14 protein-coding genes are annotated in these 22,101 nt (G+C 60.6%); 8 read left to right on the top strand and 6 right to left on the bottom strand.

Annotated features, from left to right (window positions below):
• Positions 1–23: 23 nt before the first annotated feature.
• A complete protein-coding gene (locus J2W14_RS19800) occupies positions 24–1,046 on the bottom strand; it encodes an ABC transporter substrate-binding protein (RefSeq protein WP_307465722.1) in 1,023 nt (340 codons plus the stop codon).
• Positions 1,047–1,183: 137 nt separating this feature from the next.
• Here J2W14_RS19800 and J2W14_RS19795 point away from each other — a divergent pair, with 137 nt between their 5' ends.
• On the top strand, positions 1,184–2,689 hold the full coding sequence (locus tag J2W14_RS19795) for an aldehyde dehydrogenase family protein (protein WP_307465720.1): 1,506 nt from the start codon (positions 1,184–1,186) through the stop codon (positions 2,687–2,689).
• A 90-nt stretch (positions 2,690–2,779) separates the two neighbouring features.
• On the opposite strand, the gene J2W14_RS19790 is transcribed toward J2W14_RS19795, so the two are convergent.
• Entirely contained in the window at positions 2,780–4,372 is a 1,593-nt protein-coding gene (locus J2W14_RS19790) for an FAD-binding protein (RefSeq protein WP_307465717.1), read from the bottom strand.
• Between the two features lie 147 nt (positions 4,373–4,519).
• Here J2W14_RS19790 and J2W14_RS19785 point away from each other — a divergent pair, with 147 nt between their 5' ends.
• A complete protein-coding gene (locus tag J2W14_RS19785) occupies positions 4,520–5,473 on the top strand; it encodes a LysR family transcriptional regulator (protein ID WP_307465714.1) in 954 nt (317 codons plus the stop codon).
• Positions 5,474–5,480: 7 nt separating this feature from the next.
• Here the strand turns inward: J2W14_RS19785 and J2W14_RS19780 are convergent, their stop codons facing one another.
• The 3 genes from J2W14_RS19780 to J2W14_RS19770 form a co-directional block, all read right to left on the bottom strand.
• Positions 5,481–6,788, bottom strand: coding sequence for an NtaA/DmoA family FMN-dependent monooxygenase (locus J2W14_RS19780; protein ID WP_307465713.1), 1,308 nt, complete (start codon positions 6,786–6,788; stop codon positions 5,481–5,483).
• 208 nt (positions 6,789–6,996) lie between these two features.
• Positions 6,997–8,358: an MFS transporter gene (locus J2W14_RS19775; RefSeq protein WP_307465712.1), complete on the bottom strand. Its 1,362-nt coding sequence runs from the start codon at positions 8,356–8,358 to the stop codon at positions 6,997–6,999.
• A gap of 196 nt (positions 8,359–8,554) precedes the next feature.
• Positions 8,555–9,448: a VOC family protein gene (locus tag J2W14_RS19770; RefSeq protein WP_307465710.1), complete on the bottom strand. Its 894-nt coding sequence runs from the start codon at positions 9,446–9,448 to the stop codon at positions 8,555–8,557.
• A gap of 357 nt (positions 9,449–9,805) precedes the next feature.
• On the opposite strand from J2W14_RS19770, the gene J2W14_RS19765 reads away from it, so the two are divergent.
• Complete coding sequence (locus J2W14_RS19765; RefSeq protein WP_307465708.1) at positions 9,806–10,381, top strand: HNH endonuclease; 576 nt, start codon at positions 9,806–9,808, stop codon at positions 10,379–10,381.
• Positions 10,382–10,539: 158 nt separating this feature from the next.
• Positions 10,540–11,286, top strand: coding sequence for a haloacid dehalogenase type II (locus tag J2W14_RS19760; RefSeq protein WP_307465707.1), 747 nt, complete (start codon positions 10,540–10,542; stop codon positions 11,284–11,286).
• 353 nt (positions 11,287–11,639) lie between these two features.
• Here J2W14_RS19760 and J2W14_RS19755 read toward each other — a convergent pair whose 3' ends face one another.
• Positions 11,640–14,402 carry an ATP-dependent DNA helicase gene (locus J2W14_RS19755; RefSeq protein ID WP_307465705.1) on the bottom strand — a complete coding sequence of 921 codons (2,763 nt, stop codon included), beginning with the start codon at positions 14,400–14,402 and terminating at the stop codon, positions 11,640–11,642.
• 765 nt (positions 14,403–15,167) lie between these two features.
• Here J2W14_RS19755 and J2W14_RS19750 point away from each other — a divergent pair.
• The 4 genes from J2W14_RS19750 (at position 15,168) to J2W14_RS19735 (ending at position 21,277) form a co-directional block, all read left to right on the top strand.
• Positions 15,168–15,734, top strand: coding sequence for a hypothetical protein (locus J2W14_RS19750; RefSeq protein ID WP_307465703.1), 567 nt, complete (start codon positions 15,168–15,170; stop codon positions 15,732–15,734).
• Positions 15,670–17,856 (top strand): site-specific DNA-methyltransferase, encoded by a 2,187-nt coding sequence (locus J2W14_RS19745; RefSeq protein ID WP_307465701.1) that lies wholly within the window; start codon positions 15,670–15,672, stop codon positions 17,854–17,856. Before J2W14_RS19750 ends, J2W14_RS19745 begins: the two co-directional genes overlap by 65 nt.
• Positions 17,853–20,789, top strand: coding sequence for a DEAD/DEAH box helicase family protein (locus tag J2W14_RS19740; protein WP_307465699.1), 2,937 nt, complete (start codon positions 17,853–17,855; stop codon positions 20,787–20,789). Before J2W14_RS19745 ends, J2W14_RS19740 begins: the two co-directional genes overlap by 4 nt.
• Before the next feature lie 155 nt (positions 20,790–20,944).
• On the top strand, positions 20,945–21,277 hold the full coding sequence (locus J2W14_RS19735) for a hypothetical protein (RefSeq protein WP_307465697.1): 333 nt from the start codon (positions 20,945–20,947) through the stop codon (positions 21,275–21,277).
• The last annotated feature ends 824 nt before the right edge of the window (positions 21,278–22,101 follow it).

Genomic DNA, 22,101 nt, shown 5'->3' with positions numbered 1-22,101 from the left:
TGTGTTCCTGATGCCCGGCTGCCCTACTTGGTGAAGCGCGGGGCGTCCGCCCAGAGCATGGCCTCGGCAGTCAATGGCTTGGTGACGAACCCGAGTTCCTTCATGGCGTCGATGCCGGCCTGGCCGGTGGCCAGGTTAATGGAAGTGTTCACCGGAACATACGACTTGGGATTGACCTTGGTGGCGTCCACCTGCTTGATCCGAGCGGTGATGTCCACTACTGCTTGGACGTTTGCCGGGTCCGTGTAGAACTTCGCGGCCTTGGTCATTGCGTCATTGAATTTCTTGGCCGTTCCGGGGTTGGTCTTGAGCCAAGTGTCGGTGGCGGCCCAGACGGTGACAGGCATGTTGCCCTGGAACTCGCGCACCGGGCTGGCGATGCTCTTGAAGCCCGCGGCGATGAGCTGGTGGTAGTAGGTATCTGCCGCGAATGCCGCATCCACCGTTCCCTGCTCCAGGGCGGCCTGCATGCCCGCGTAGGGAATGGCAATCTCCGTAATCGACTTGGGATCGATTCCTGCCGCTGCCGCCGCCTGGAGCATCGGGATGTCGCCGCCGGTGTTCACGCCGACGACGGCGACATTCTTGCCTTTAAGGTCAGCGACAGTGTTGATGCTGCTGTTCTTGGGGATCAGGATTCCGGAGTTGTCGGAGTTGGGATCAACCACGCCGTTTCCGGAGATCACCTTCACGGGCATGCCCTTTGCCGTGGCGGTGGTCATCACGCCCCAGGACGCGGTGGTGATGTCTGCCTGCCCGCTTACGGTCTGGGCCAGGTTGGCGGAGGGATCGGCGCCGGGGACGATTTCCACGGTCAAGCCTGCTTCATCGAAGAAGCCCTTTTCCTTGGCGACGTATGCCGTTTCGAAGTGGATGGGCGCTACGACCACCTTGATGGATGTCTTGCCCTCTGAGCCGCCGGCGGCAGCTCCTGCGGCGCTGGGGGTGCTTGAGGTCCCGCAGGCGGCAAGGGACAGCAGGGTAAGGCCGGCGACAGCCGGTGTCAGAACCTTGGCCAACAGTGAGTGAAGTTTGTGCTTTTCCATCCCGAAGCTCCTCTTTGAGTACAGATGCGGATAAATGCATAATTCCAAGAACAATGTATCTTGGAGAACGTGATGTGGCAACCATCACAGATTGCATAACCTTTCAGTCCAGCACTCAGCCTCCCGGAAGGAAGCCAATGTCGTCCCATACCCAGACCCTCCCCACCGCTCCGCGTCCGGACCTGCTGGGCAGGCCGCTGCGCCTGCTGATCGACGGAGCATGGGTGGAAGGCGGAGCCAAACCGCTGGCCATCATCGACCCCTCCAGCGGCATGCATCTGGTGGATTCCGCGTCCGCGAGCACCGATGATGTGGACCGTGCTGTTCAGGCCGCCCGCCGGGCCTTCGACTCGGGTCCGTGGCCGGCAATGTCGCCGGCCCACCGGAGCCGCCTGATCTGGAAGCTTGGAGAGGCAATTGACGCCGCCGCCGCCGAACTGGCCCTGCTCGAAACCCTCAATACGGGGAAGCCCCTGGGCATTGCCAGGGCGTTCGAAATCAGCGGGGCCGCGGAAGCCTTCCGTTACAACGCCGGCTGGGCAACGAAGCTCAACGGCGAAACCCGCAACGTCTCCCTGCCCGGTGAATGGCACGCCTACACGCTCCGGGAAGCCATCGGCGTCGTGGGGTTGATCGTTCCCTGGAACAGCCCGCTGGCCATCACCGCGGCCAAACTGGCGCCCGCCCTGGCTGCAGGCTGCACCGTAGTGCTCAAGCCCGCGGAACTCACGCCCCTGACAGCGGTCCGGCTGGGTGAACTGGCTCTGGAGGTAGGCTTCCCGCCGGGCGTGCTGAACATTGTCCAGGGCCTCGGCGCCGTTGCCGGCCAGCGGATCGCGGACCACCCGCTGGTCGACAAGATCTCCTTCACCGGATCGACAGCCGTGGGCAAGCACCTGCTGGCCTCCTGCGCCGGCAACCTCAAGCGCGTCTCGCTGGAACTCGGCGGCAAATCCCCGGTGGTCATCTACCCCGACGCGGACCTTGAGCGCGCGATGGACGGCGCGGCCATGAGCATCTTCGGCAACACGGGCCAGGTGTGCGCTGCTGGTTCCCGCCTGTACGTCCACGAGGCCGTGGCGGACGAGGTAATCGCAGGGATCTCGCAACGGGCCGCGGCGCTGCGGATCGGCGCCGGCACGGACCCGCAGACCCAGATCGGCCCGGTGATTTCCGCCCAGCAGCGCGAAAGAATCCTCGGCTACATCCAGAGCGGCCGCGAGGAGGGCGCGGAGGTGGTCACCGGCGGCGCCGCCCTCCCCGGGAACGGCTTCTTCATCCAGCCCACCATCCTGCGCAACACCACCCCTGCCATGAAGGTGGTCCGCGAAGAGATCTTCGGGCCCGTGCTCTCCGCGGCAACCTTCCACGACTCGGACAGCATTGCGGACCTCGTGGCACGCGCCAATGACACGGTCTACGGGCTCTCCTCCACCATCTGGACCAAGGACATTTCCAGGGCCCACCAGTTCGCACGCAGGATCAAAGCGGGCAATGTGCGGGTCAACGCCGCAGGCGGCATGGATGCGAATATGCCGTTCGGCGGATTCAAGCAGTCCGGCTGGGGCAAGGAGAACGGCCGCGAGGGAGTCGAGGCCTACACCGAGGTCAAGTCCGTCGCGATCAATATCAGCGGCTCTTAGCCGGCAGGCGGAAAGGGCAGAGGGCAGGCCAAAGGGGCCGGATACTGGTCAGCCAGCGTCCGGCCCCTTCCGCCGTTAAGGACAGTCGACCTACCGCGGAACAGCCGACTCCGCGACGCCGTCGGGTGCCTCCGCGCCGACCTCGCGGTACCGCCGGGGCCAGACTCCCTGCTTTCCGGGAGACAGGATGCCGTTGCGATCCAGGGCGTCCTTCAGTGTCTCCTGGAGCCGGCGGATGGCGTTGTTGTTGTAGTCGAAACCGTCGGCGATCACATCCATGTAGTCCACATGGCTACGGTAGGGCGCGTAGCCACGGCTTCGGGCGGCCGCCAGCAGCGCCGAGTAGAGAGCCCGTGCGCGCCCCAGCTGCTCCTGGTTGTCGTTTTCGAAGAAGATCATGGTCACGTGCACCATGTGCCGCGGGTACAGGTGGTAGCCGATGTACAGGTCGAAGCCGAACCGGCGGTACAGTTTTTTGGCCTCCCGGTAGAACGCCCACACTTCCGCCCCGCGCGCGGGAATGATGGGGGCTGCGTCAATGTGACCGCCGTTTTCCGCGGCCCACGCCACCGTGGACAGCGGCTTGAGCGTGGGCACGCCGGCCATCTGGGTGCGGTCAATGGCGGCAATGTCGTCGTAGGCGACCTGCACGCCTGCAGCGCCTTCGTAGAGCCTCGCTTTGACGGTGAAGCCCTCCAGCCCGGCGAAGCGCTCCCGGATGATTTCCAGCCGTCGTGCGGCGAGCCCCTTGTCGCCATAGATCGCAAATTTGGCGTTCCACTGGCCGATGCCCATCTCCTGGCGCATTTCTTCGAGGCGGTCGTCGGGGATGGACCCCTCCCCCTGATACCAGCGCGATCGCGGCCCGTTCATCGTGGCGGCCCGCACCACATTGCCGCAGAGGGCATTGTTCTGGATGACGTCCTCACGCCGGAGCTGGGTCAGGATGTCCACCAGCTTGGGCATATCCTCCTCGCGCTCCACCACAACGTCGCCGTTGATGTACACGTCCGGCCAGGGCATCAGCCAGAGGCCGATCTTGGTGACGATGCCGAGGTTGGACTGGGTGAAGATGCTGTCCAGGGTGGGGCCGAAGCCGCCCTTGAAGATGGGCCCGAGTTCTGTTCCCTCCATGGCCCACATGCCGGTCCGTACCAGTTCGCCGTCGGGCAAAATGACCTCCATGCCGCAAATGGACTGCACATGGTCCCCCATGGGCGTCATGCCGTAGCCGCGGTCCAGCGCGTTGCCAAGGATCGACCCCCACCCGAGGGCGGGAACGGACATCCACAGCTTCAGGTCCTTCTCCTGGATGTGTTCGAAAAGGTCGAAGAAACTGACCCCGGGCTCGATCACGGCGTAGTTGAGCTGGTCGTTCACCTCGATGATCTTGTTGAGGCGGCTCAGGTCCAGCGCCACCATGTCCCGTGTGCGCGGTTCCGGTCCCCCGTACCCCAGGTTCTTGCCCTTGGAGAAGGACCACAGTGGAACGCCGGTGCTGTTGGCCAGCCGGACGATCGCCTGGACCTCTTCCACGCTCCCCGGACGCACGCCCGGCCACTTCGCCCGTCCGGGGTTCAGCGGGTAGGGATCGATGTAGCCCTCTTGGGGCGTGGCCCGGACAACATTGTCGGCGCCGACAATGGCGTCTGCCTGGTCAAGGAATCTGGCTTGCGCGTCCACTTGCGTCACGTCACTTTCAGGAGAGGGGTCCGCTGCTGCGGCCGTAACTCTGGCGCCGTCGTCGGCACCGTTTCTTTCATCATGACAAGCTGAGTTGATCAAGTAAATGACCAGTTTCCGCTCATCGTTATCAGTAGAATTGACAATGTGAATATCAGCCTGAATCCCTCGATCACCCTGCGCCAGGTCCTGCACTTCGTGGTGGCTGCCGAAACCGGAACCATGAGCGAGGCGGCACGCCGGCTGCACATGGCGCCGTCGGCCATTTCCATGTCCATTGCGGAACTCGAGCGGATCGTCGGCGCGCAACTGTGCATCAAGCGCAAGTCGAAGGGGCTCACCCTGACCTCCACCGGCGTCGTGGTGTTCCGCCAGGCGCGCCAGCTGCTTGATCTCGCGGATGAAATCGCGTCGCTATCCAAAAGGGACCGGACGGACATCCGGGGCCCGTTGACCGTGGGCTGCTTTATGCCGCTGGGACCCACCATCATTCCCCCGATGCTGGCCGACTTCGCGGACCAGTGCCCGCATGTGGAGGTGGACTTCGTCGAGGGGTACCACGAGGATCTTCAGGACCGCCTGCTCAACGGCTCCATTGACGCCGCCTTCGTCTACGACATGGACATTTCGCCTGCCCTGAAGACGGCGCCGCTGCTGTCCGTGGAGCCCTACATCCTGCTTCCGAAGGACCATCCCCTGCGCGAGGCAGAGGCGGTCTCGCTCAAGGATGTGGCCGCCAGTCCGCTCATTTTTTTCGACGCCCCGCCCATTTCCACCCGCATCCTGGACATGTACCGCGACGCCGGGCTCACCCCGGACATCCGGCACCGCTCACGCAGCTACGCCACGGTCCGGTCCCTGGTGGCGAGCGGCCGCGGCGTTGCCGTGCTCTTCCAGCAGCCCATGCTGGATGCGCCGTACGAGGAACTGAAGGTTGTCCTGAAACGTGTTGCGGAGCCCCGCGTCAACACCCTCGCCCCGGCCACCGTGTCGCTGGCCTGGACGCGGAGCGTGCGGTTGAATGCCCGCGCCCAGGCGTGGGTGGATGTGGCCGCCGAACGGTTTGGTCCCGCGGGTTCCTACACCGGCCCCCTAGGCTGACGGGCCCCTAGGCTGACGGGCGCGAAAGACCGAGGTTGTCCCGCAGCGTGGTGCCCTCGTACTCGGACCGGAAGTAGCCGCGGTCCTGGAGCTCCGGCACCAGCTTGTCGCAGATCAGCTTGAAACCGCCCGGATTGAAGGGAGCGTTGAGGTTGAAGCCGTCGCAGGCTTTGGACTCGAACCAGTCCACCATGCGGTCCGCCACCTGGGACGGGGTGCCGGCCATCCACTGGTGCCCGGTGGAACGCGCCAGGTCCACGATGAGCTCGCGCAGGGTCATGCCCATGTCCACGCTCTTCTTGCGGTAGATCTGGTAGCGGCTGCCCATCCGGGGGTCGTCGGAGAACCACTCCACCGGGATCGTTTCATCGAATTCCAGCTCGGACAGATCCATCTTGAGGTCGGCCCCCACCTGCTTGCGGCCGTTGCCCAGGTGCACGTAGCCGGCCAGCTCGTTGGCCAGGTCCTGCGCCTCCTTCTCGGTGTCGCCGAGGATCGGCAGGATTCCCGGGATGATTTTGACGTCGTCGGGGTTCCTTCCCTTCTCGGCCACCATGTTCTTGAACTTGGTATAGAACTCGATGGACGGCTGCTTGAACGGCTGCGCAGTGTAGATCCCGTCCGCCACGGAGGAACCCAGGTCCATGCCGGGGCCCGAGGATCCGGCCTGGACCAGCACAGGGCGTCCCTGCGGCGACCGCGGCATGTTGATGGGGCCTTCGACTTCGAAGAATTCGCCCTTGTGCCGGATGGCCTTGAGTTTGCTGCGGTCCACGTACTCGCCGGACGCCCTGTCCACGAGGATGGCGTCATCGGACCAGCTGTCCCAGAGGCGCTGCACCACGTCAACGAACTCGGTGGCCCGCCGGTAACGCACGGCGGGGTCCGGAACGTCCTCCACACCGTAGTTGCTGAAACCGTCCGACGACGTGACGATGTTCCAGCCGGCCCTGCCGTTGGACATGTGGTCCAGTCCGCACAGCTGCCGGGCGAGGTTGTACGGCTCGGAGAAGGAGGTGGACATGGTCCCGATCAGGCCGATGTTCTTGGTCCTGGCGGCCAGTGCGGCAAGCACGGTCATCGGTTCGTAGAACCCGTTCATCTTGATGTCGCCCCGCATCACCGTGTTGGCATGGACGATGTCGCCGAAGAAGACGGCGTCGAGTTTTGCGGCCTCGGCCATGGCGGTCAGGTCTGCCACGAAATCAAGGTTGCCAAGTTCTTCGGCCCGGCTTCCTTCCATCCGCCAGCTGTCCTTGTGGTAGCCCGCGGGCAGCATGAAGGTGGTGAGCACCATGTGATTCTTAGGCTTCATTGCCTGGTTCCTTTCGTGATGTGCGCCTAGCCAGGCGCCTCGCTGCCTCCATCATGGCAGTCATAACTTGTTGCGTAAATGAGAAGTTTCTGCGCAATGACTTCAATTAAATTGACAATATATTCCAGGGGTACCCCCAACAGGCAACACTTCACGGGCAGCTCAGCCCGGGGTGCCTCGGGCGGGAGTCCTACCTTGCGGGCACTGCCTAGGCGGCGTCGAGCTTGAGGCGCGAACCCTCACGCGTGAGCCGCACTGCCACAAGGCCCGCCACCAGGATGACGATCCAGAACGCCGCCACCATCCATACGCTGCCGCCGGCCGCGAGAACCAGGCCCGCGGCGATCATCGGGGTGAAGCCGGCCCCGATCATCGAGGCGCCCTGGTAGGACAGGGACGCTCCCGTGTAACGGACGCCGGTGGGGAACTGCTCGGAGATGAAGGCGCCGATGGGTCCCGCTAGGGCGCCCTGGACCAGTCCGTTGCCTACCACAACTGCAACCGCAAAGCCCCAGAGGGTCCCGTTGGTCAGCAGCATAATCAGGGGAAAGGCCAGCAGGACGGCGGCCACGCCCGCGCCGGTGAGGACAGCACGCCGGCCGATCCGGTCACTGAGCCGTGCCGAATAGAAGCAGACCGCCACTGTCACCACGGCGGCAATTCCCTTCCAGTTCAGGACTCCGGAGCGGTCCACGCCGCTGGCCACGGCCATGGAGACACCCCACACGGTCAGCAGTCCCTGGCAGGCGTAGAACCCCAGCGTCGCCACGAGCGTGACCGAAACGAGGCGCGGATGGTGGCGGAGCACCTGCAGCAAAGGCGGGTGCTTGATTTTGGCGGCTTCGGCGTCGAGCTTCCGGAAAACGGGAGTCTCTGCCACCTTGAGGCGGATGACCATGCCAATCAGGATCAGCAGGGCGCTAAGTATGAACGGTATCCGCCAGCCCCACACCAGGAACTGATCGCCGGTCAGCGCGGAAACAGCCGACACCACCAGGGTGGCCAGCAGTCCGCCGGCCGGTCCGCCGGCATTGGCGAACGCTGCAGCGAAGCCGCGTTTTTTCGCGGGGGCATGCTCCAGGGCCATCAGCGTGGCGCCGCCCCATTCCCCGCCGACAGCAATGCCCTGGATGATCCGCAGGAGGACCAGCACAACCGGGGCGGCCACCCCTATTTGGTCCGTCGTGGGCAGGAAACCTATCAGGACGGTGGCGCCGCCCATCATGAGCATGGACAGCACCAGCATTTGCTTCCGGCCCAGGCGGTCGCCGAAGTGGCCGAAGATGATGCCGCCCAGCGGCCGGGCAACGTATCCTGCCGCAAGCGTCGCGAAGGAGGCAAAGAGGGACAGGCCGGGGCCCAGGTTGGCGAAGAAAACGCGGTCAAACACCAGCGATGCGGCTGTGGCGTAGAGGATGAAGTCGTAGTACTCGATGATGCTGCCAACGAGGCTGGAGCCGAGGATCCGGCGCATGTCCTTGGTGTTCAGCGAGTCGGCCGCTGCCGGCTTCCTGCTCGAGGGCAGGTTCACCGGCCCCTGAGTTGTCTGGGCTGTTTTCGGGTTCAACATGGTCTCTTTTCGAAAGCTGTGAGAGTTCGGTGACCGACGGCAATGGTCACGTCCCGAAGCAAGCCCTTCATCCGCGATTCCAAGCATGACGCAGATCACAGGAGAAGGCGAATCGATTACGCATAACTTCGGTGAGAGTGTTTTATTTTGCGCCCCAGCGGAGAGTCCGGGGGCGACGCGGAGGGCCGCGGAACGGTCAGCGGTGCAGGCTGCTGAGGGACCGACGGTCAACCGGGGCGAGTCCGAACTTGCGGAAGTCCAGGGGGCGGTACTGGCCCCACATGTTGTACCAGTTCTCGTCCTCGCCCCACACCACCGGGGGGCGGGCGTCGTCGTAGATCTGCTCAAGGTCCGTGTAGAGCTCGACGACGGCCCCCGAGTTTTCCACGTAGTACGCGGCGATGTTGTGGCCGGCTCCGTGACGGACAGGGCCCCAGATCAAGTCCCGGCCCAGCTTGTTCAGCCTGTCACCAAGTTTGCCAAGGTCGGCAATGCTTTGCGCTTGCCAGGCGTGGTGGTGCAAGGTTCCTTCGCCGCGGACCAGCGCGATGCCGTGGTGGTCGGGGTTGCAGCGCATGAAGTAGGCGAAGTCATCGCCGATGACGTCCGAGAGGCGGAAGTCCAGGACCCGTTGCAGGAAGCGCATCATGCCGCCGACGTCCCGGGGGTGGAAGTTGAAATGCCCGTAGCGGTCGGGGCCGAAGGACTGCTGGAGGGCGATGTTCTCCTGCATGCCGACGTAGATTTCGAACACGAAGCCTTCGGGTCCGACAAAGGAGAAACCGTCCTCGATGCCGGCGCCGCGGGGCTTGTTGCTGACGATGGCGAAGTTCTCGTCCTCGACGCGGCGCCGGATCTCGCGCAGGGCGTCGCCGTTCGCCGCGACGAGGCCAAAGCCATCCACGCCGTTCACATCGGACTCAACATAGACGAGTTCGTGGTGGACGTTGCCGGCAGCGAGGTACACGGCATCGGCGGTCCGCTCCGTTTCGCGGAGTCCGAGGATCTGAGTTGCGTCGAAAACGGAGCTAGCGAGGTCCGTCGTCTGAATACTTACGTGCCCCATGGCACTGATCAATCCCCAAGACATCCTTGTCTCCTACTCGTTGCACGGCACTTACAGATCACGTTGCGCACGGACCTGTGGTAGAAAACACTATCGTAACTAGAATCGATTATCTAGATAAAAAGCAAAATCCACTGCCAGGAATAACCAGCCTGGACGACGGCGGGCAGGCGTCCGCCGTCGTCGGCTCTCCCCCGCCGTTGGGCCTGCCAAAAAGCCTTCACGGCGCCCGCGAGTTCCCGCGGATGCCTGGGCTGGTTAGCTTTGAATGGACGCAACAGCTGTACTCACGAGGCAGAATTGCGGGGCCGACGGTACGCTCTCCCTAGCTGCAGCGCAGCAGGGTTTCGGCCGGGCCGAAGATTGATGGGGGACGACTGAATGGTGGAACTGAAACGCATCTACTGGAGCCGCCAGGCTCTGCGTGCGGCTTATTCGGCTGTGGTTTTGTGGCTGGGCGCGTCCGTCGTCCTGGCGCTCATGCCGAAGGCGAATCCGCCGGGCAGCCGCAGCGCAGCAACCGCCGCTGAAGTTCTGCGCGGTATGGTCGACGGCGTTCTGGCCGTGGTCACCCTCCCCGGGCTTTTCCTGGTGGTTCTGACGATTGTTGCGGCCGTCATCCGCGCCGGAGACGTGAAACGCCGGGACCCGGTCCGTCGTTTTAGTCGCCAGCAGCGCCGGGAGGGCATGGTCCGCGCCGGCGGCCAGTGCGAGATGGAGTCCGGACTCCGGCGGCGGTGCCCACTGCCCGCTGCGCACGGTGATCATTTCTACCCGTGGTCCAAGGGCGGATCCACCAGCTTGGAGAACTTTGTCGCGGCCTGTGCCAGGTGCAACCTGGCCAAGGGTGCGCGGGTTCCCTCGCCCGGTCAGCAGACAAGGATGGAACGACGACGGCGGGAGTACGTCGCGCTGGCCGGTTCCGTCAGCGTCGGCGCGCGGCAGCCGCTGTCCTGAACGGCCGGAGTCGACGCCGCGCGGTTCCTCGCTGAACGCAGTTGGAAATCCGGCGCCGGGGTGTGAGGGAACCGGTGTGGAAGAGAAGGCAGTGCCGTTCGCCCGGTGCGCCTACTGCCAGACTAACGGTCAGTGAAATCTCGGGAAGGAGACAGGATATGAAGTTCCAGCCCTACCGTTCGCCGTCAACCGGGTGCGGGGTACGCGCCGTCCTGTTCGACACCTTCGGCACGGTGGTGGACTGGCGCACCGGCGTCGCCCGGCAGGCGGCCGCCTTCGCCGCGGCACATGGCCAGGATCTCGACGCCGAGGCGTTCGCCGATGACTGGCGCGCCCTTTACCAGCCGGCACTGGAGGCCATCCGCTCCGGATCCCGCGAATTCGCCACCCTGGACACACTCCATCGCGAAAACCTGGACCAGGTGCTCCGCCGCCACGGCTTCGACCCGGACCCGCTGGACGCAAGGACCCTGGAAGATTTGAACAGATCCTGGCACCGCCTGCCCCCATGGCCGGACAGCCTGGAAGGTCTGGCCGCCATCCGCCGCAGCTACATCGTGGGCCCCCTCTCCAATGGCAACAGCTCGCTGTTATTGGACATGGCCAGAAACGCCGGCCTTCCCTGGGACGTGATCATAGGCTCGGACATGACGCGCACCTACAAGCCGCTGCCCACGGCCTACCTTCGGACTGCGGAGTTCCTGGACCTCAGGCCAGGCGCCGTCATGCTCGTGGCCGCCCACAACAACGACCTGCGTGCTGCCCGGGAGGCCGGGCTGGCGACGGCGTTCATCGCCCGCCCCACCGAATACGGCCCGGGCCAGGCTGCGGATCTGACGCCGGAGAGCGATTGGGACCTCTCGGCATCGAGCATCACCGAACTGGCTCACAAGCTCGGGGCCTGACCTGCATGCCGCATACGGCTTCGTGATCTGGACCCTGGGCCGCGATGCCGAATACATCGCGCAGCACATCGCCCGGAACTTCGCCGCCCGGTGAACGCGACATTCCAGAGGGGTGACTACCCCGCGCAAGGCCCGTCGAAGTCCGCTGGCGCCGCGAGGCCGGCCGAGCTGAACCATTCCCTGGCCCAGGCCTGGACCAAGGGCCTGACGCCAGCCAAAGGAGAGGAGATTTTTCGGCTTCGGAAAAAGGGGATGGTCATCCGCTCAATCGGTGGGTCGTAGCCATGACACAGCACGACTCTTTTATGCTGGGGCAGCCTAGGGCTTAGGTCTTCGGATTGTCCTTCGTCGGCCTACGGCGCTTGACGTGCCTTCTGTCGCCGAGGTCGCTTTGCTACCGGCTGCACCCCTCGCCGTGCTCGAAGCAGCAGTTCGTCTTTGACGTTTTCTCGAACCTCAAACCGATCCAGCACTCGCTTCTGCGTTTCTGGAGTCCAGAACACCTCCAGGCGCTGGCGGGCCCGCGTTATGGCCGTATAGAAGATGCTGTGAGATATACGCTCCTCATTGGAGTCAGTAATGACGACCTTCACGGAGTCATACTCGAGTCCCTGTGCCTTGTGGATTGACACCGCGTAGGCAACTTGGAAGGGCACGATTGTGTTCGCCGTGTCATCGTCCTCGTCTGTGTTTCCGCGTTCGAAGACGTCGAACTGAACGATCGTATCGCCAACCTTGCGCAGTTCTGTCCAACGAAGGTCCGCATCGGAGACCTCATGGTGCAGATCCACATCAAACGTGATCCGTCCGGGCGCCCGATCGATCTTGGTTAGCGAACCCTTCATATTATTGAAGATCACCCCACGGAAGCGATCCGAATCGTTGAACAGGATAGGGTCGCCGGCTTTGTAGACAGCCTCGCTCCAGGCCACGGCAGGCTTCGGGTTGCTCGCCTGGAGGAACCTATTGACGTTATTGATTCCGTACAGGCCGTCATAATTCAGGCAGAGTACGATTTCGTCCGCGCTACGTCGCTCAAATAGCGACGCTCCCAGTGTCGTCGAGTAGCCGTTCTTTGCGATCGACTCCTCGATGCTGTCGTCGAGACTTCGCACCCGGTTCCAAAACGTGAGCAAGTTTTGGTCGGTCGTCCGGTAGGGGTCCGTTAACTCAAAAACCGACTCTTCAGGTAGGTAGGAGCGAATTATACCGAACCAGTTGCCGAATTCGATCGACTCGATCTGGTAGACATCGCCGACAAGCACTAGGAGATCGAACGAAGTTGTGTCGAGGACCTTCAATAGACTGGCGTTGCTCACCGTGCTGGACTCATCGATCACCACCAGACCATAGTGGCTGGAACGTGTCCAGCCGCCGTTCACGTGCTTAGCGATCGTGCTGAACGAGGCGTTGGGAGCCTCCACCCGGCTTTGCAGGTTATCCACCGCCGGATTGGTGTGTGCCAAGAAGAGCTTCTGCTCATCTTCGAAGTAGTTGGCGAGATGGTTCACCATCTTCGACTTACCGGTTCCGGCAGCCCCGTAGACGAGGGCTACCTTCGAGTGCGCAAAGAGTCCCTTCAATGCCGTGGCCTTGAGCGGGTCGTCAACCTTGTGCGGATCCCCGTCGGGCAGCGTTGCGTTTGCGTCGAGCCAGCCCTGTACGTCTTCGGCGTAATCCTCGACGCCGCCTGAGGCTACTTCCTGCAACCGGGTAATGATCGAGACTGTGTCATCCTCGTACCCTTCAATGAACACGTGTCCGTTCGCATGAGCAAGTCTCCGAGGGGCGTGCCGGGGCGTGGGGGGCAACAGTCGATTATGGCGTGCAATCAACGCGTCGACGTCACCCAGTTCCTCTAGCTCCGCTTCGGGCGTGTAGATGACTCCGCGCTGCTCAACGTTGTTCCGCACGCGCCTTGCGAGCAGCTCGTGCTTCCTCGTTGAGGCGTCAAAACACTGCGCGAGGTCGGCGAAGCGCGGATTATGCCCTACCGGCGAGGTGCAGAACGGCATGGTGTCGAAGGGACTGCTGCGGTTCGACGCTCGAAGGTTCGAGAGCCATCTGCATTCCTCAGGATCAAATTGGCTCTTCAGGATCGTGTTATTCATCTGCAGCAGGAGGTATCGCAAAATGCGGGAACCAGAACGATTCGCCCTAATAAGCTGCCGAGCAACATCCAGGGCGGGAAAGATCAATGGCGTGCGCTGTGCGTTAGCAAGAGCCCATGTCCGGATTCGGTTGTACTCTACGTCGGGCAAGTCGATGAGATCGAGAAGATTCACCTTCGTCGTCGTGAGGTACTCCATCAAATTGCGGTATTCAGCATGCGAGGACTGCACGCGTATTGACTGGTTGAGGATCCTAGCGAAGTTATCGAACTCGCAGGGTCTTATCGACACCGACCACTCATCGATAATGAGGATTGGCATCGTCTGCCCGAGCACGTTGATGGCGTCGTTCGCAATCATTAGATACGCGGCATATTGGTCCGTCATCTCGATGTTGGTGAACCCGATGACGCGGTCAAACTTGCTCGTGCGGTTGTGTGCGAGCGAAAAGGTTACTTCGTAATATATCTTTCCGCCGACGAAGAACGAACGAGTGCCGTGAATATAGTATCGTTCACGCTTGCCCGGCGACGACCTGATCGGCGTTTCAATCCGTTCTGCGATGCGCTCGTAGTACTCTCGCAGCGACGGATCCTGGTCGATCGGAAATTGCTCGAGGTCCTGGAGGATCGCTATTCCGAGCTGATCGCGAGCGAGATCACGTGTACGCAGAAGGAACGCATAGTACTTGAGCATCAGTCGTTCGGAAGGATCTCCTCCAAGCGTGTAATGCGAGACGCTAATTTGAAGGAGCGCATGAAATCTTGTGAGGACACGATAGGCCGCGTTCGCCTTGGCAGCGTCCCGCGCTGGATCAAATTGCGTTTGGTAGTTGAACTGGCCGGACGGATCTCGCAAATGCATCCAAACGATCATGCCCTCGACAAGGTCACGGAGGTACTGCAATACATTCTGCGAGAGAAATCGTCGGTCATCAGTGAATGTCAAGATGTTGCGATCAATGGCTTCGCTTGCCGACTGAACCTGCTGCTCTATTGTTGCCACTGGTATCGCTAGTCCCCCGTATCCTTCTCTGAGTGTGCAGCCGCACTGCTAGCCGCTGTCTTGTCGGCGCGTACCGTCCGGCACCTCTGTGCTGATGCCAACAGAAAACAGGCTACCAACGTGAACTGCAAACACGTTCCCGAGCGGACTGTCATATCCGTCGCGATTTGTGACGTTCTGGTCTCGTCAGGGCCATTAGCCCACTGGGAACGCCAGCGATCACCAGGACGATCGTTTAGTAAATCCGCTTTCGGGCGGGATTCCATGGGTCCAGCGGTGATGCTGTCATGTGTCTGGCGTCGTCCTCGGTGGTGGGCTCTGGCCGCTGAAGCCCCCAAAGCCAAAAAGACTATGGAAGCTAAAAGAGACTAAAAGTGATCGGAATCGGTCCGAACCTGGCCGCGTGGTGGCTGTGGTGGTGGCATGGCCATGGAGGATGACCACAGGCTCAGTTCATGGAGGGCGGCGGAGATCATCCGGCGCGAGCTGTCTCGCTGTGACCTGGATTTCGCGTTCCGGGTCCTGGTGGCGGCCGTTGCAGACTTCCGGGATACGTCGCCGGACAACCGTGAGGATTTCCTCCCTGACTAGGCAGCAGCCGGTCGAGCGGGGTGCTTTCCCGGAACGGTTCACCGGTAGAGATGATTCGCCGACACCGTCGGGAGCGACCGAGGAGACGAGCTAGCCTACCGCCGCGTCCCTCTTGCAGTTTGGGCATGAGAAGATCACTTCGTGCTCCCAACCCCTCCCCCTGTCATCGTCAATATGCCCGAGACCGGCGGGCCGTGGTGGAGTGTCCCGCTTCTTGCCGGCCTTTTCGTGGTGCTTGGTGCTCTTGTTGCCTTCTTTTCGACTAGGGCCAGTGATAACCGGAAGGCCAAGCGCGAGGAAAAAGAGCGCATCATGAGCGACTCGCGCGAGGCGGCGATGGACGTTATCGAAGCGGCTCGCACAATTCAGCACCTAGCTATGATGCAGCAGACAGAAAGCCGAGCACTCCCCGCGGACAAACTGACCACTTTGACCTCTGATGCGACAACCAAGCTGGAGAATGCCTGGTCGCGCTTTCAAGTCTATGGGGATGAAAAAGCGATCGAGGCCGGAACCAGGCTAATGGTCGCTTCCATGCTGCTCAAAAATCCTGGTATCAAGGAGAGAGCGGCTATCGACCGCTCGGCAATCTTCATCAAAGCTTGCACTGATTTCATAAACATTCTCAGAGTCAATGCCAGTCTCCCGAAACTGCACGTGCCCGATCTAGGGCTAATTGATCGAGAAGATTCCATTGAGGAACACGGAGAGCTACCGGAAGAACTTAGCAGATCCGGATAAAAACTGGGCATCGTGGTTAGTGCCCACCGGATGGGCCACCACCGGTAAAGTCATTACGAGCATCGAACATCACGGAGGACAGTTGAGCAAGACACTGCTGGAGTACTTGCCGGGCATCGTAGCCGAGGGCAAGCGTCGGGCGTCCCAGTACCTGGAACAGCTAGAGGGACGCAACCGCGTCAGCCTCCAGACCCGAGAGTTGGTCATCCCCAGCAAGGACGTCAGCGATGATGACCTTTTTCGGCAGCTGCGGCGTAACGAAGTTGAACATGACCACCCCAATCGCCTGATCTATGGCGACAACCTCCTGGCCATGGCCGCCTTGCTGGCGGGCGACTCGGAGCGACCCTCGATGCGAGGACAACTGGACCTCATATACATCGATCCTCCCTTCGACTCCAAGGCCGACTATCGGACAACGATTACGTTGCCTGGCGCGACCATCGATCAGAAGCCCACCGTCCTTGAGCAGTTCGCCTACTCCGATACTTGGTCTGATGGCACTGCCTCCTACCTGGCCATGATGGCTCCCCGACTCATGCTCATGAAGGAGTTGCTGTCGGACACAGGATCGATCTATGTTCACCTGGACTGGCACGTGGCCCACTACGTCAAGATATTACTTGACGAGATTTTCGGCCGCTCTGCATTCCTGAATGAGATCGTTTGGAAGCGTTCGCCATTCGCCGGGAGTAGCAAAGCGCGCTCCAAGAAGTACCCGGTCAACCATGACGTCATCTTCGTGTACGCCAAATCCTCCATGTATCACTTCAGGCACCAATACGAAGAGTATTCGGACGCGTACAAGTTGCGGTTCAAGTACAAGGACGCCAATGGTTTTTATCGTAAGACCCTCCTGAAGACCTACTCTGCTGCGACCGAGAAGCGGCTCAAGGTGGAAGACCGCTGGATCGATCCGATCAAGGCTGGAGCCTACCCCTCATATAAGCAGTACCTTCATGAATCTAAGGGCAAGCAGATTGAAGACGTCTGGGAAGACGATCTAGACACCGAAGAAGTCGACTTCGACGATAATGTCTGGGAAGACGTGAACTCGGCTAACCCGATGGCGAAGGAGCGCGTGGGTTACGCAACGCAAAAACCCGAGCTCCTTCTTGAACGGATCATCAAGGCATCTTGTCCCGAGGGCGGATTGGTTGCCGACTTCTTCTCTGGGTCGGGTACAACTGCTGCTGTGGCGGAGCGCCTTGGTCGTCGTTGGATCGTAAGCGACCTCGGTAAGCCTTCTGTAATGATCACGAGGAAGCGCCTTATCGATCAGGATGCGCGACCGTTCTTGTACGAGGCTATTGGTGACTACCAAGTCGAACAGGCTAAATCCGTCCTTGGCCGAAAGTTCAGAGTCGGAGAGCTCGCTCAAGTAGTATTGCGACTCTTCGGCGCCGTTCCCCTGCCGCCTGAGATCAGTCAGGGAGGTGCGCTTGGCCGCATCCCTGATGAGAAGGCACTTGTCATTGCAACGAGCCCAAACGCTCAGGTCACTGGCTCGACGCTTCGACGGGCCCAGCAGGCGCGGCTGTCCGTCATGGGCGGCTTCGATAAAGTCTACGTTCTTGGCTGGAACTTTGCGGATTCGATCGGCCACGACATCGAGGCGCTGAACGACGACAAACTGGAAGTCCTCGTTATTCCGCCTGATCTCCTAGACCGAATCGGCAAGAAGAGCGACTTGGTCAAGCTGGCAGACGAGGTTCGGTTTTCTACTCTGCAATACTTGAGCGCCAATGTCGTAAGCCGGGTCAAATCGGGTATTGGTGAGACCATCACCGTGAACCTGAACAATTACGTTTTGCTCTCGCCTGATGCGATCAACCTGAATGACAAGAACCGCGAGCAGTTGCTTGAGGTGATGAACAACGAACCTCTTGCCCTGCTTGAATACTGGGCTGTTGATCCCGACTACGACGGCCAGGTGTTCCGGTCTGTGTGGCAGGACTACCGCGGAAACACACAGAACGACGGTGACGAGCTTCGCGTGGTCACGAAGGCCGAGGTCAATGTTCCGTTGAAGCCGGCGGCGAGGCGCATCTGCATCAGGGCGGTCGATGTGTTTGGCTACGAATCCGAGGTAATCATCGAGAATGTTGAGGTTGATTCGTGACGCAAGGTTTGGCGACATTTCCCCTGGCAACGGCACTCCGGCAAATCGTTGGCGACCAGGTGGCGGACATCGTCCAGGGGCAGCCAACGGCTTTGATGGAAGAGGTCACCCCGGTCACCGCTGAGCTGCTTAAGTTCTGGTTTCAAGCGGACTATGTGCGACTGAGAAACGTGAACTTCCACGAGGGGCAACGTGACGCCATTTTGCACATCATTTATGCGCATGAAGTGCTCAAAGCCCCGAATCTGGAGGCCTTGTACCGGGAAATTGCCACAGAGGCCCTGCTCGACGGCGAGACGCTAGGCGACGTGAGCCGTAGCTCCAACAACCATCCCAAGTACGCGGCAAAGATGGCCACAGGAACGGGTAAGACTTGGGTGCTCAACGCACTGATGGTCTGGCAGTACCTCAATCACAAGGAGTACCCGGACGACGAGCGGTTCACGTCCAACTTTCTGGTCGTCGCCCCCGGCTTGATCGTCTATGACCGGCTTCTCGATTCGTTTCTAGGCAAAGAGCGAAACGGAATCCGCGACTTCGAGTCTTCGGATATTTTCACCAACCACGAGATCTTCATTCCTGACAACTACCGTGAAAGTGTTTTCGGGTTTGTCAGGTCCTCGGTTGTAACCAAGGCCGAGATTGGTAAGAAGGTTACTGGTGGCGGTGTCATTGCCATTGCTAACTGGCACCTTCTGGCTGGCGTCGAAGACCCTGATTTCGTCATTGATGTGGATACGCCGGCAGCGGATATCGACGCGAAAGCAGCCGTCGACAGTTTCTTCCCAGTGAGGCCTGGAACAACCGCAGGCAACAGTTTGAACTCTCTCGACAAGAAGTTCGTGCGCGGTGGACCGCTTGAATGGCTCAAGGGCCTTCCCACGCTGATGGTCTTCAATGATGAGGCTCACCACATTCACTCGATCAAGAAGGGCCAACAGGTCAGCGAAGTTGAGTGGCAGAAGAGTTTGACCGAGATCGCATCCACGAAGGGACGGCAATTTATCCAGGTCGACTTTTCAGCCACTCCCTTCAATGAGACAGGGGCTGGCGCCAAGAAGGGGCGCAAGTGGTTCCCACACATCGTGGTCGACTTTGATCTTAAGCAAGCGATGTCGCTGGGTCTGGTGAAATCCCTCGCTCTCGACAAGCGCAAAGAGATCGCCACCATGCCGCTAGACTTCAATGCCGAAAGGGATTCTAAGGGCAAGGTGTCTGGTCTGTCCTCTGGCCAGAGAGTGATGATTCGGGCAGGCCTGACCAAACTGGCAATGCTTGAGAGTCGCTTCGAGACGGTAGATGCCGACAAGCACCCGAAGCTTATGGTCATCTGTGAAGAAACATCAGTGACTCGCTTCGTTGAAAGCTTCCTCCTAGCCGAAGGACTTGCAGCAGAAGACGTCCTGGTTATCGACTCTGACCGCAAAGGCGAGATGTCGACGTCAGATTGGGAAGCCGCAAGAGAGCGCCTGTTTGACGTCGATCGCCACAAATCCCCCAAGGTTATCGTTAGCGTTCTGATGCTGCGCGAGGGCTTTGACGTCAACAACATCTCGGTAATTGTGCCGCTTCGCGCCAGCAAGTCTGGCATTCTGCTCGAGCAGACCATCGGCCGCGGGCTCCGCCTCATGTGGAGGGGCGACGAGCAGATCGATGAGATGAAACGCGAGAATCGTCGGAGAATCGCGAACCGGCTTGAACCGGAGAACTACTTCGATGTCCTGTTTGTTGTTGAACATCCGGCGTTCTCGCAGTTCTATGACGACCTTATGGCCGCCGGACTCGCTGGCACGGTGGGAGATGACGCCGACCACGGTTCCAAGGCAACTGGTGACCTAGAGGTAATAGGGCTCCGCGAAGGATACGAGGAGTTTGATTTCCACATCCCCTTGATGGTTCGGGACAGCGAAGAAGAGCTCAAATCTCCAACACTGGACCCGTATCAGCTGCCTAGGTCACGCGTCCTGTTCGCCGAAGCCAAGAGGATTGTTGGTCGCGGAGACAGGTTTGTCTCCGAGGACGCTCAAACAAAGACCCAGTTCGGCGACTACCGAGTGAACGGTGGCGTCATGACCGCGACGGGCTACAACGATTTCCTTAGTCGCATGACTGTTCGAATCACCGAAGCACTTGGTGGACGCCGCGCTCAAATGACGAGCAGCTCGAAGAAGTACGGCGACCTTTCTGAGTACCCGCTGCTGCAGATGTACCGGCCACATCTCCTGGGGTTGATCGACACCTACATTCGGCATCGGTTCTTCGACATGGAATTCGATCCGTTGGAAGACGAAAACTGGAGGATTCTCCTGTGGGACGCGGTCACAAATGACTTGGCCGGAAACGTTGCTTCAGCCCTAGTGGAAGCACTCGATCACGAGACAGTTGCTGTGGCCGAAGTCCTTCACCGTAGCCTCTCCGAGGTCGACTCCATAAGCATTAGGACGTCATCCTGCGTGGAAATGACGAAGTGCATCTACCCGAAGCTTCCGGTTCCCGTGCACGGTGGAGGACTGGAGCGTAAATTCTTGGAGTGGGCCGAAAAGGACACTTATGTCGAGGCCATCTGCAAGATAAGCGAATACAAGCACACCTATGTGCAGCGCCCGTACCTCAAGGCAGACGGCATGCCTGCACGGTACTCCCCTGACTTCCTGGTGCGCACCGAGAGCATGATCCACGTCGTCGAAACCAAGGCCGATTCGGCACTCTCGGACATCAATGTCCAGCGAAAGCAGGCGGCCGCGATCGCCTGGTGCGAGCAGATCAACCAGCTCGAACCCGGCCAGCGGGGCCACCGGCGTTGGGCATACGTCCTCCTATCTGAGCAAGCTGTCTTAAGCTCAGCGGCTGCCAACGAACGTGCGAGCGATCTTCTTGATAGAAGTCGTCTTCGGAGTGCTGAAGAGGAAGAGGCCGCGCAGCAAGTTTGGTGAACCTCTGATGCAGTAAGCCAGGTGAGCCGGGCCGAGTGGCTGGCTCACCTTGCTATTTAGTTGCGCAGAGCAGGCGGTCCATATCCTGGACGTTTTGGCCTACTACTCCATGGCATTTCTTTGATTCAAATCCCGAAAAAGGTCTGCGCTGCGCCGTGCGTGTCCCACCGGCTGAAGCTCTGGATCATGAGGATCCAAGACAGCGCAAGAAGAACGGGCACAGCCAGTACTGGATGTGGAAAGCCAGACTCCACGTGCGTCAGCCCGAGTACCCGCCGCCCGGTGGTCACACCACTAGGACGGAAGAACTACTTGATGACTTGGCAACTGACGCCATTTACACGGCGGGCAAGACCGGCAAAGACCTTGTTCCACTGAAAAGGATTACGACCGTCACCTACAACGACCTCCTAGACCCCGAGAAAGAACGCAACGACGAAAATGAGGGTCTGATTCAATGCATCAAGATCTTGAGTCTCATGACCTAATGGACCCTTCTGTCTCAAGACATCGTGGACAGTGTGTCTCAGGACATCGTGGACACGCGAACCGGTTTTGCTCGGGTCATGTGCAAAAAGCACCCCGATATCAAGATCCGGCACTTGGTGGCGACATGGCCGGACGACGCCGAGAGGGGTGCGGTTACCCAGCTCTGCCGGCGCCATAAGGAGTCCCGGGCCTGGCTTTACAAGATCAGAGCCACGGCTGCGGCCGAGGGGCCGATCAAGGCCATGGAAACGGGCTGGACCAGGCCGGCAGCCCGGCCAAGTGGATTTGGCGAAGGCGGACTGGCGCTTGGGACCCGGGAGTCCCTGAAGAGCCTCGGTTATGACCACGGACGGCTGAGCGTCGCCGCTGAACTGCGACGCCAAGGGGTCCAACCGCCCGCTAAACGGGGCGGTCACCGCCTATTCTGATGTCATGGAATCTGCGGGAGCATTTAGGCTGGGCGAGTCTCGTCATCCAGAGTGGGATCTGATGTACCGCAAGGGCCTGACCGTCAGGCGCATCGCTGAGGTGTGCGACGCCGTTCCCCAGACAGTGAGCAGGCACATCCGCGTACAGCGGGCACAGTTCCCGGAGCTAGAAGTCGAGCACAAAAGCAACCGCCCTGCCGGGAAGCACCGGTCCGTAGGCGCTAATTGGCAGGAAAAGGTCGATGCGCTCTCTTTTTATTGGGAAAATCATGGGAGATATCCGACGTCGCGTGACCTAGATGTATTGCCCACGGACGTTGGTGACAGGCGGCGTGGTTCGGTGACAAAAAGAAGACCTCCGGGTGGAGTGGGGCTTGTCTAGAGTCCAGTTCCAC

Source organism: Pseudarthrobacter oxydans, assembly GCF_030812335.1.
Classification (GTDB): domain Bacteria; phylum Actinomycetota; class Actinomycetes; order Actinomycetales; family Micrococcaceae; genus Arthrobacter; species Arthrobacter oxydans_B.
The sequence above is the reverse complement of the archived record's forward strand: the minus strand, read 5'-3'. Positions and strand labels throughout refer to the sequence as shown.

What these genes read in the sequence shown, in the direction of transcription:
- J2W14_RS19800 (WP_307465722.1), bottom strand. Translation starts at nt 1,046, where the DNA reads ATGGAAAAGCACAAACTTCACTCACTGTTGGCCAAGGTTCTGACACCG.
- J2W14_RS19795 (WP_307465720.1), top strand. Translation starts at nt 1,184, where the DNA reads ATGTCGTCCCATACCCAGACCCTCCCCACCGCTCCGCGTCCGGACCTG.
- J2W14_RS19780 (WP_307465713.1), bottom strand. Translation starts at nt 6,788, where the DNA reads ATGAAGCCTAAGAATCACATGGTGCTCACCACCTTCATGCTGCCCGCG.
- J2W14_RS19775 (WP_307465712.1), bottom strand. Translation starts at nt 8,358, where the DNA reads ATGTTGAACCCGAAAACAGCCCAGACAACTCAGGGGCCGGTGAACCTG.
- J2W14_RS19770 (WP_307465710.1), bottom strand. Translation starts at nt 9,448, where the DNA reads ATGTCTTGGGGATTGATCAGTGCCATGGGGCACGTAAGTATTCAGACG.
- J2W14_RS19765 (WP_307465708.1), top strand. Translation starts at nt 9,806, where the DNA reads ATGGTGGAACTGAAACGCATCTACTGGAGCCGCCAGGCTCTGCGTGCG.
- J2W14_RS19760 (WP_307465707.1), top strand. Translation starts at nt 10,540, where the DNA reads ATGAAGTTCCAGCCCTACCGTTCGCCGTCAACCGGGTGCGGGGTACGC.
- J2W14_RS19750 (WP_307465703.1), top strand. Translation starts at nt 15,168, where the DNA reads ATGCCCGAGACCGGCGGGCCGTGGTGGAGTGTCCCGCTTCTTGCCGGC.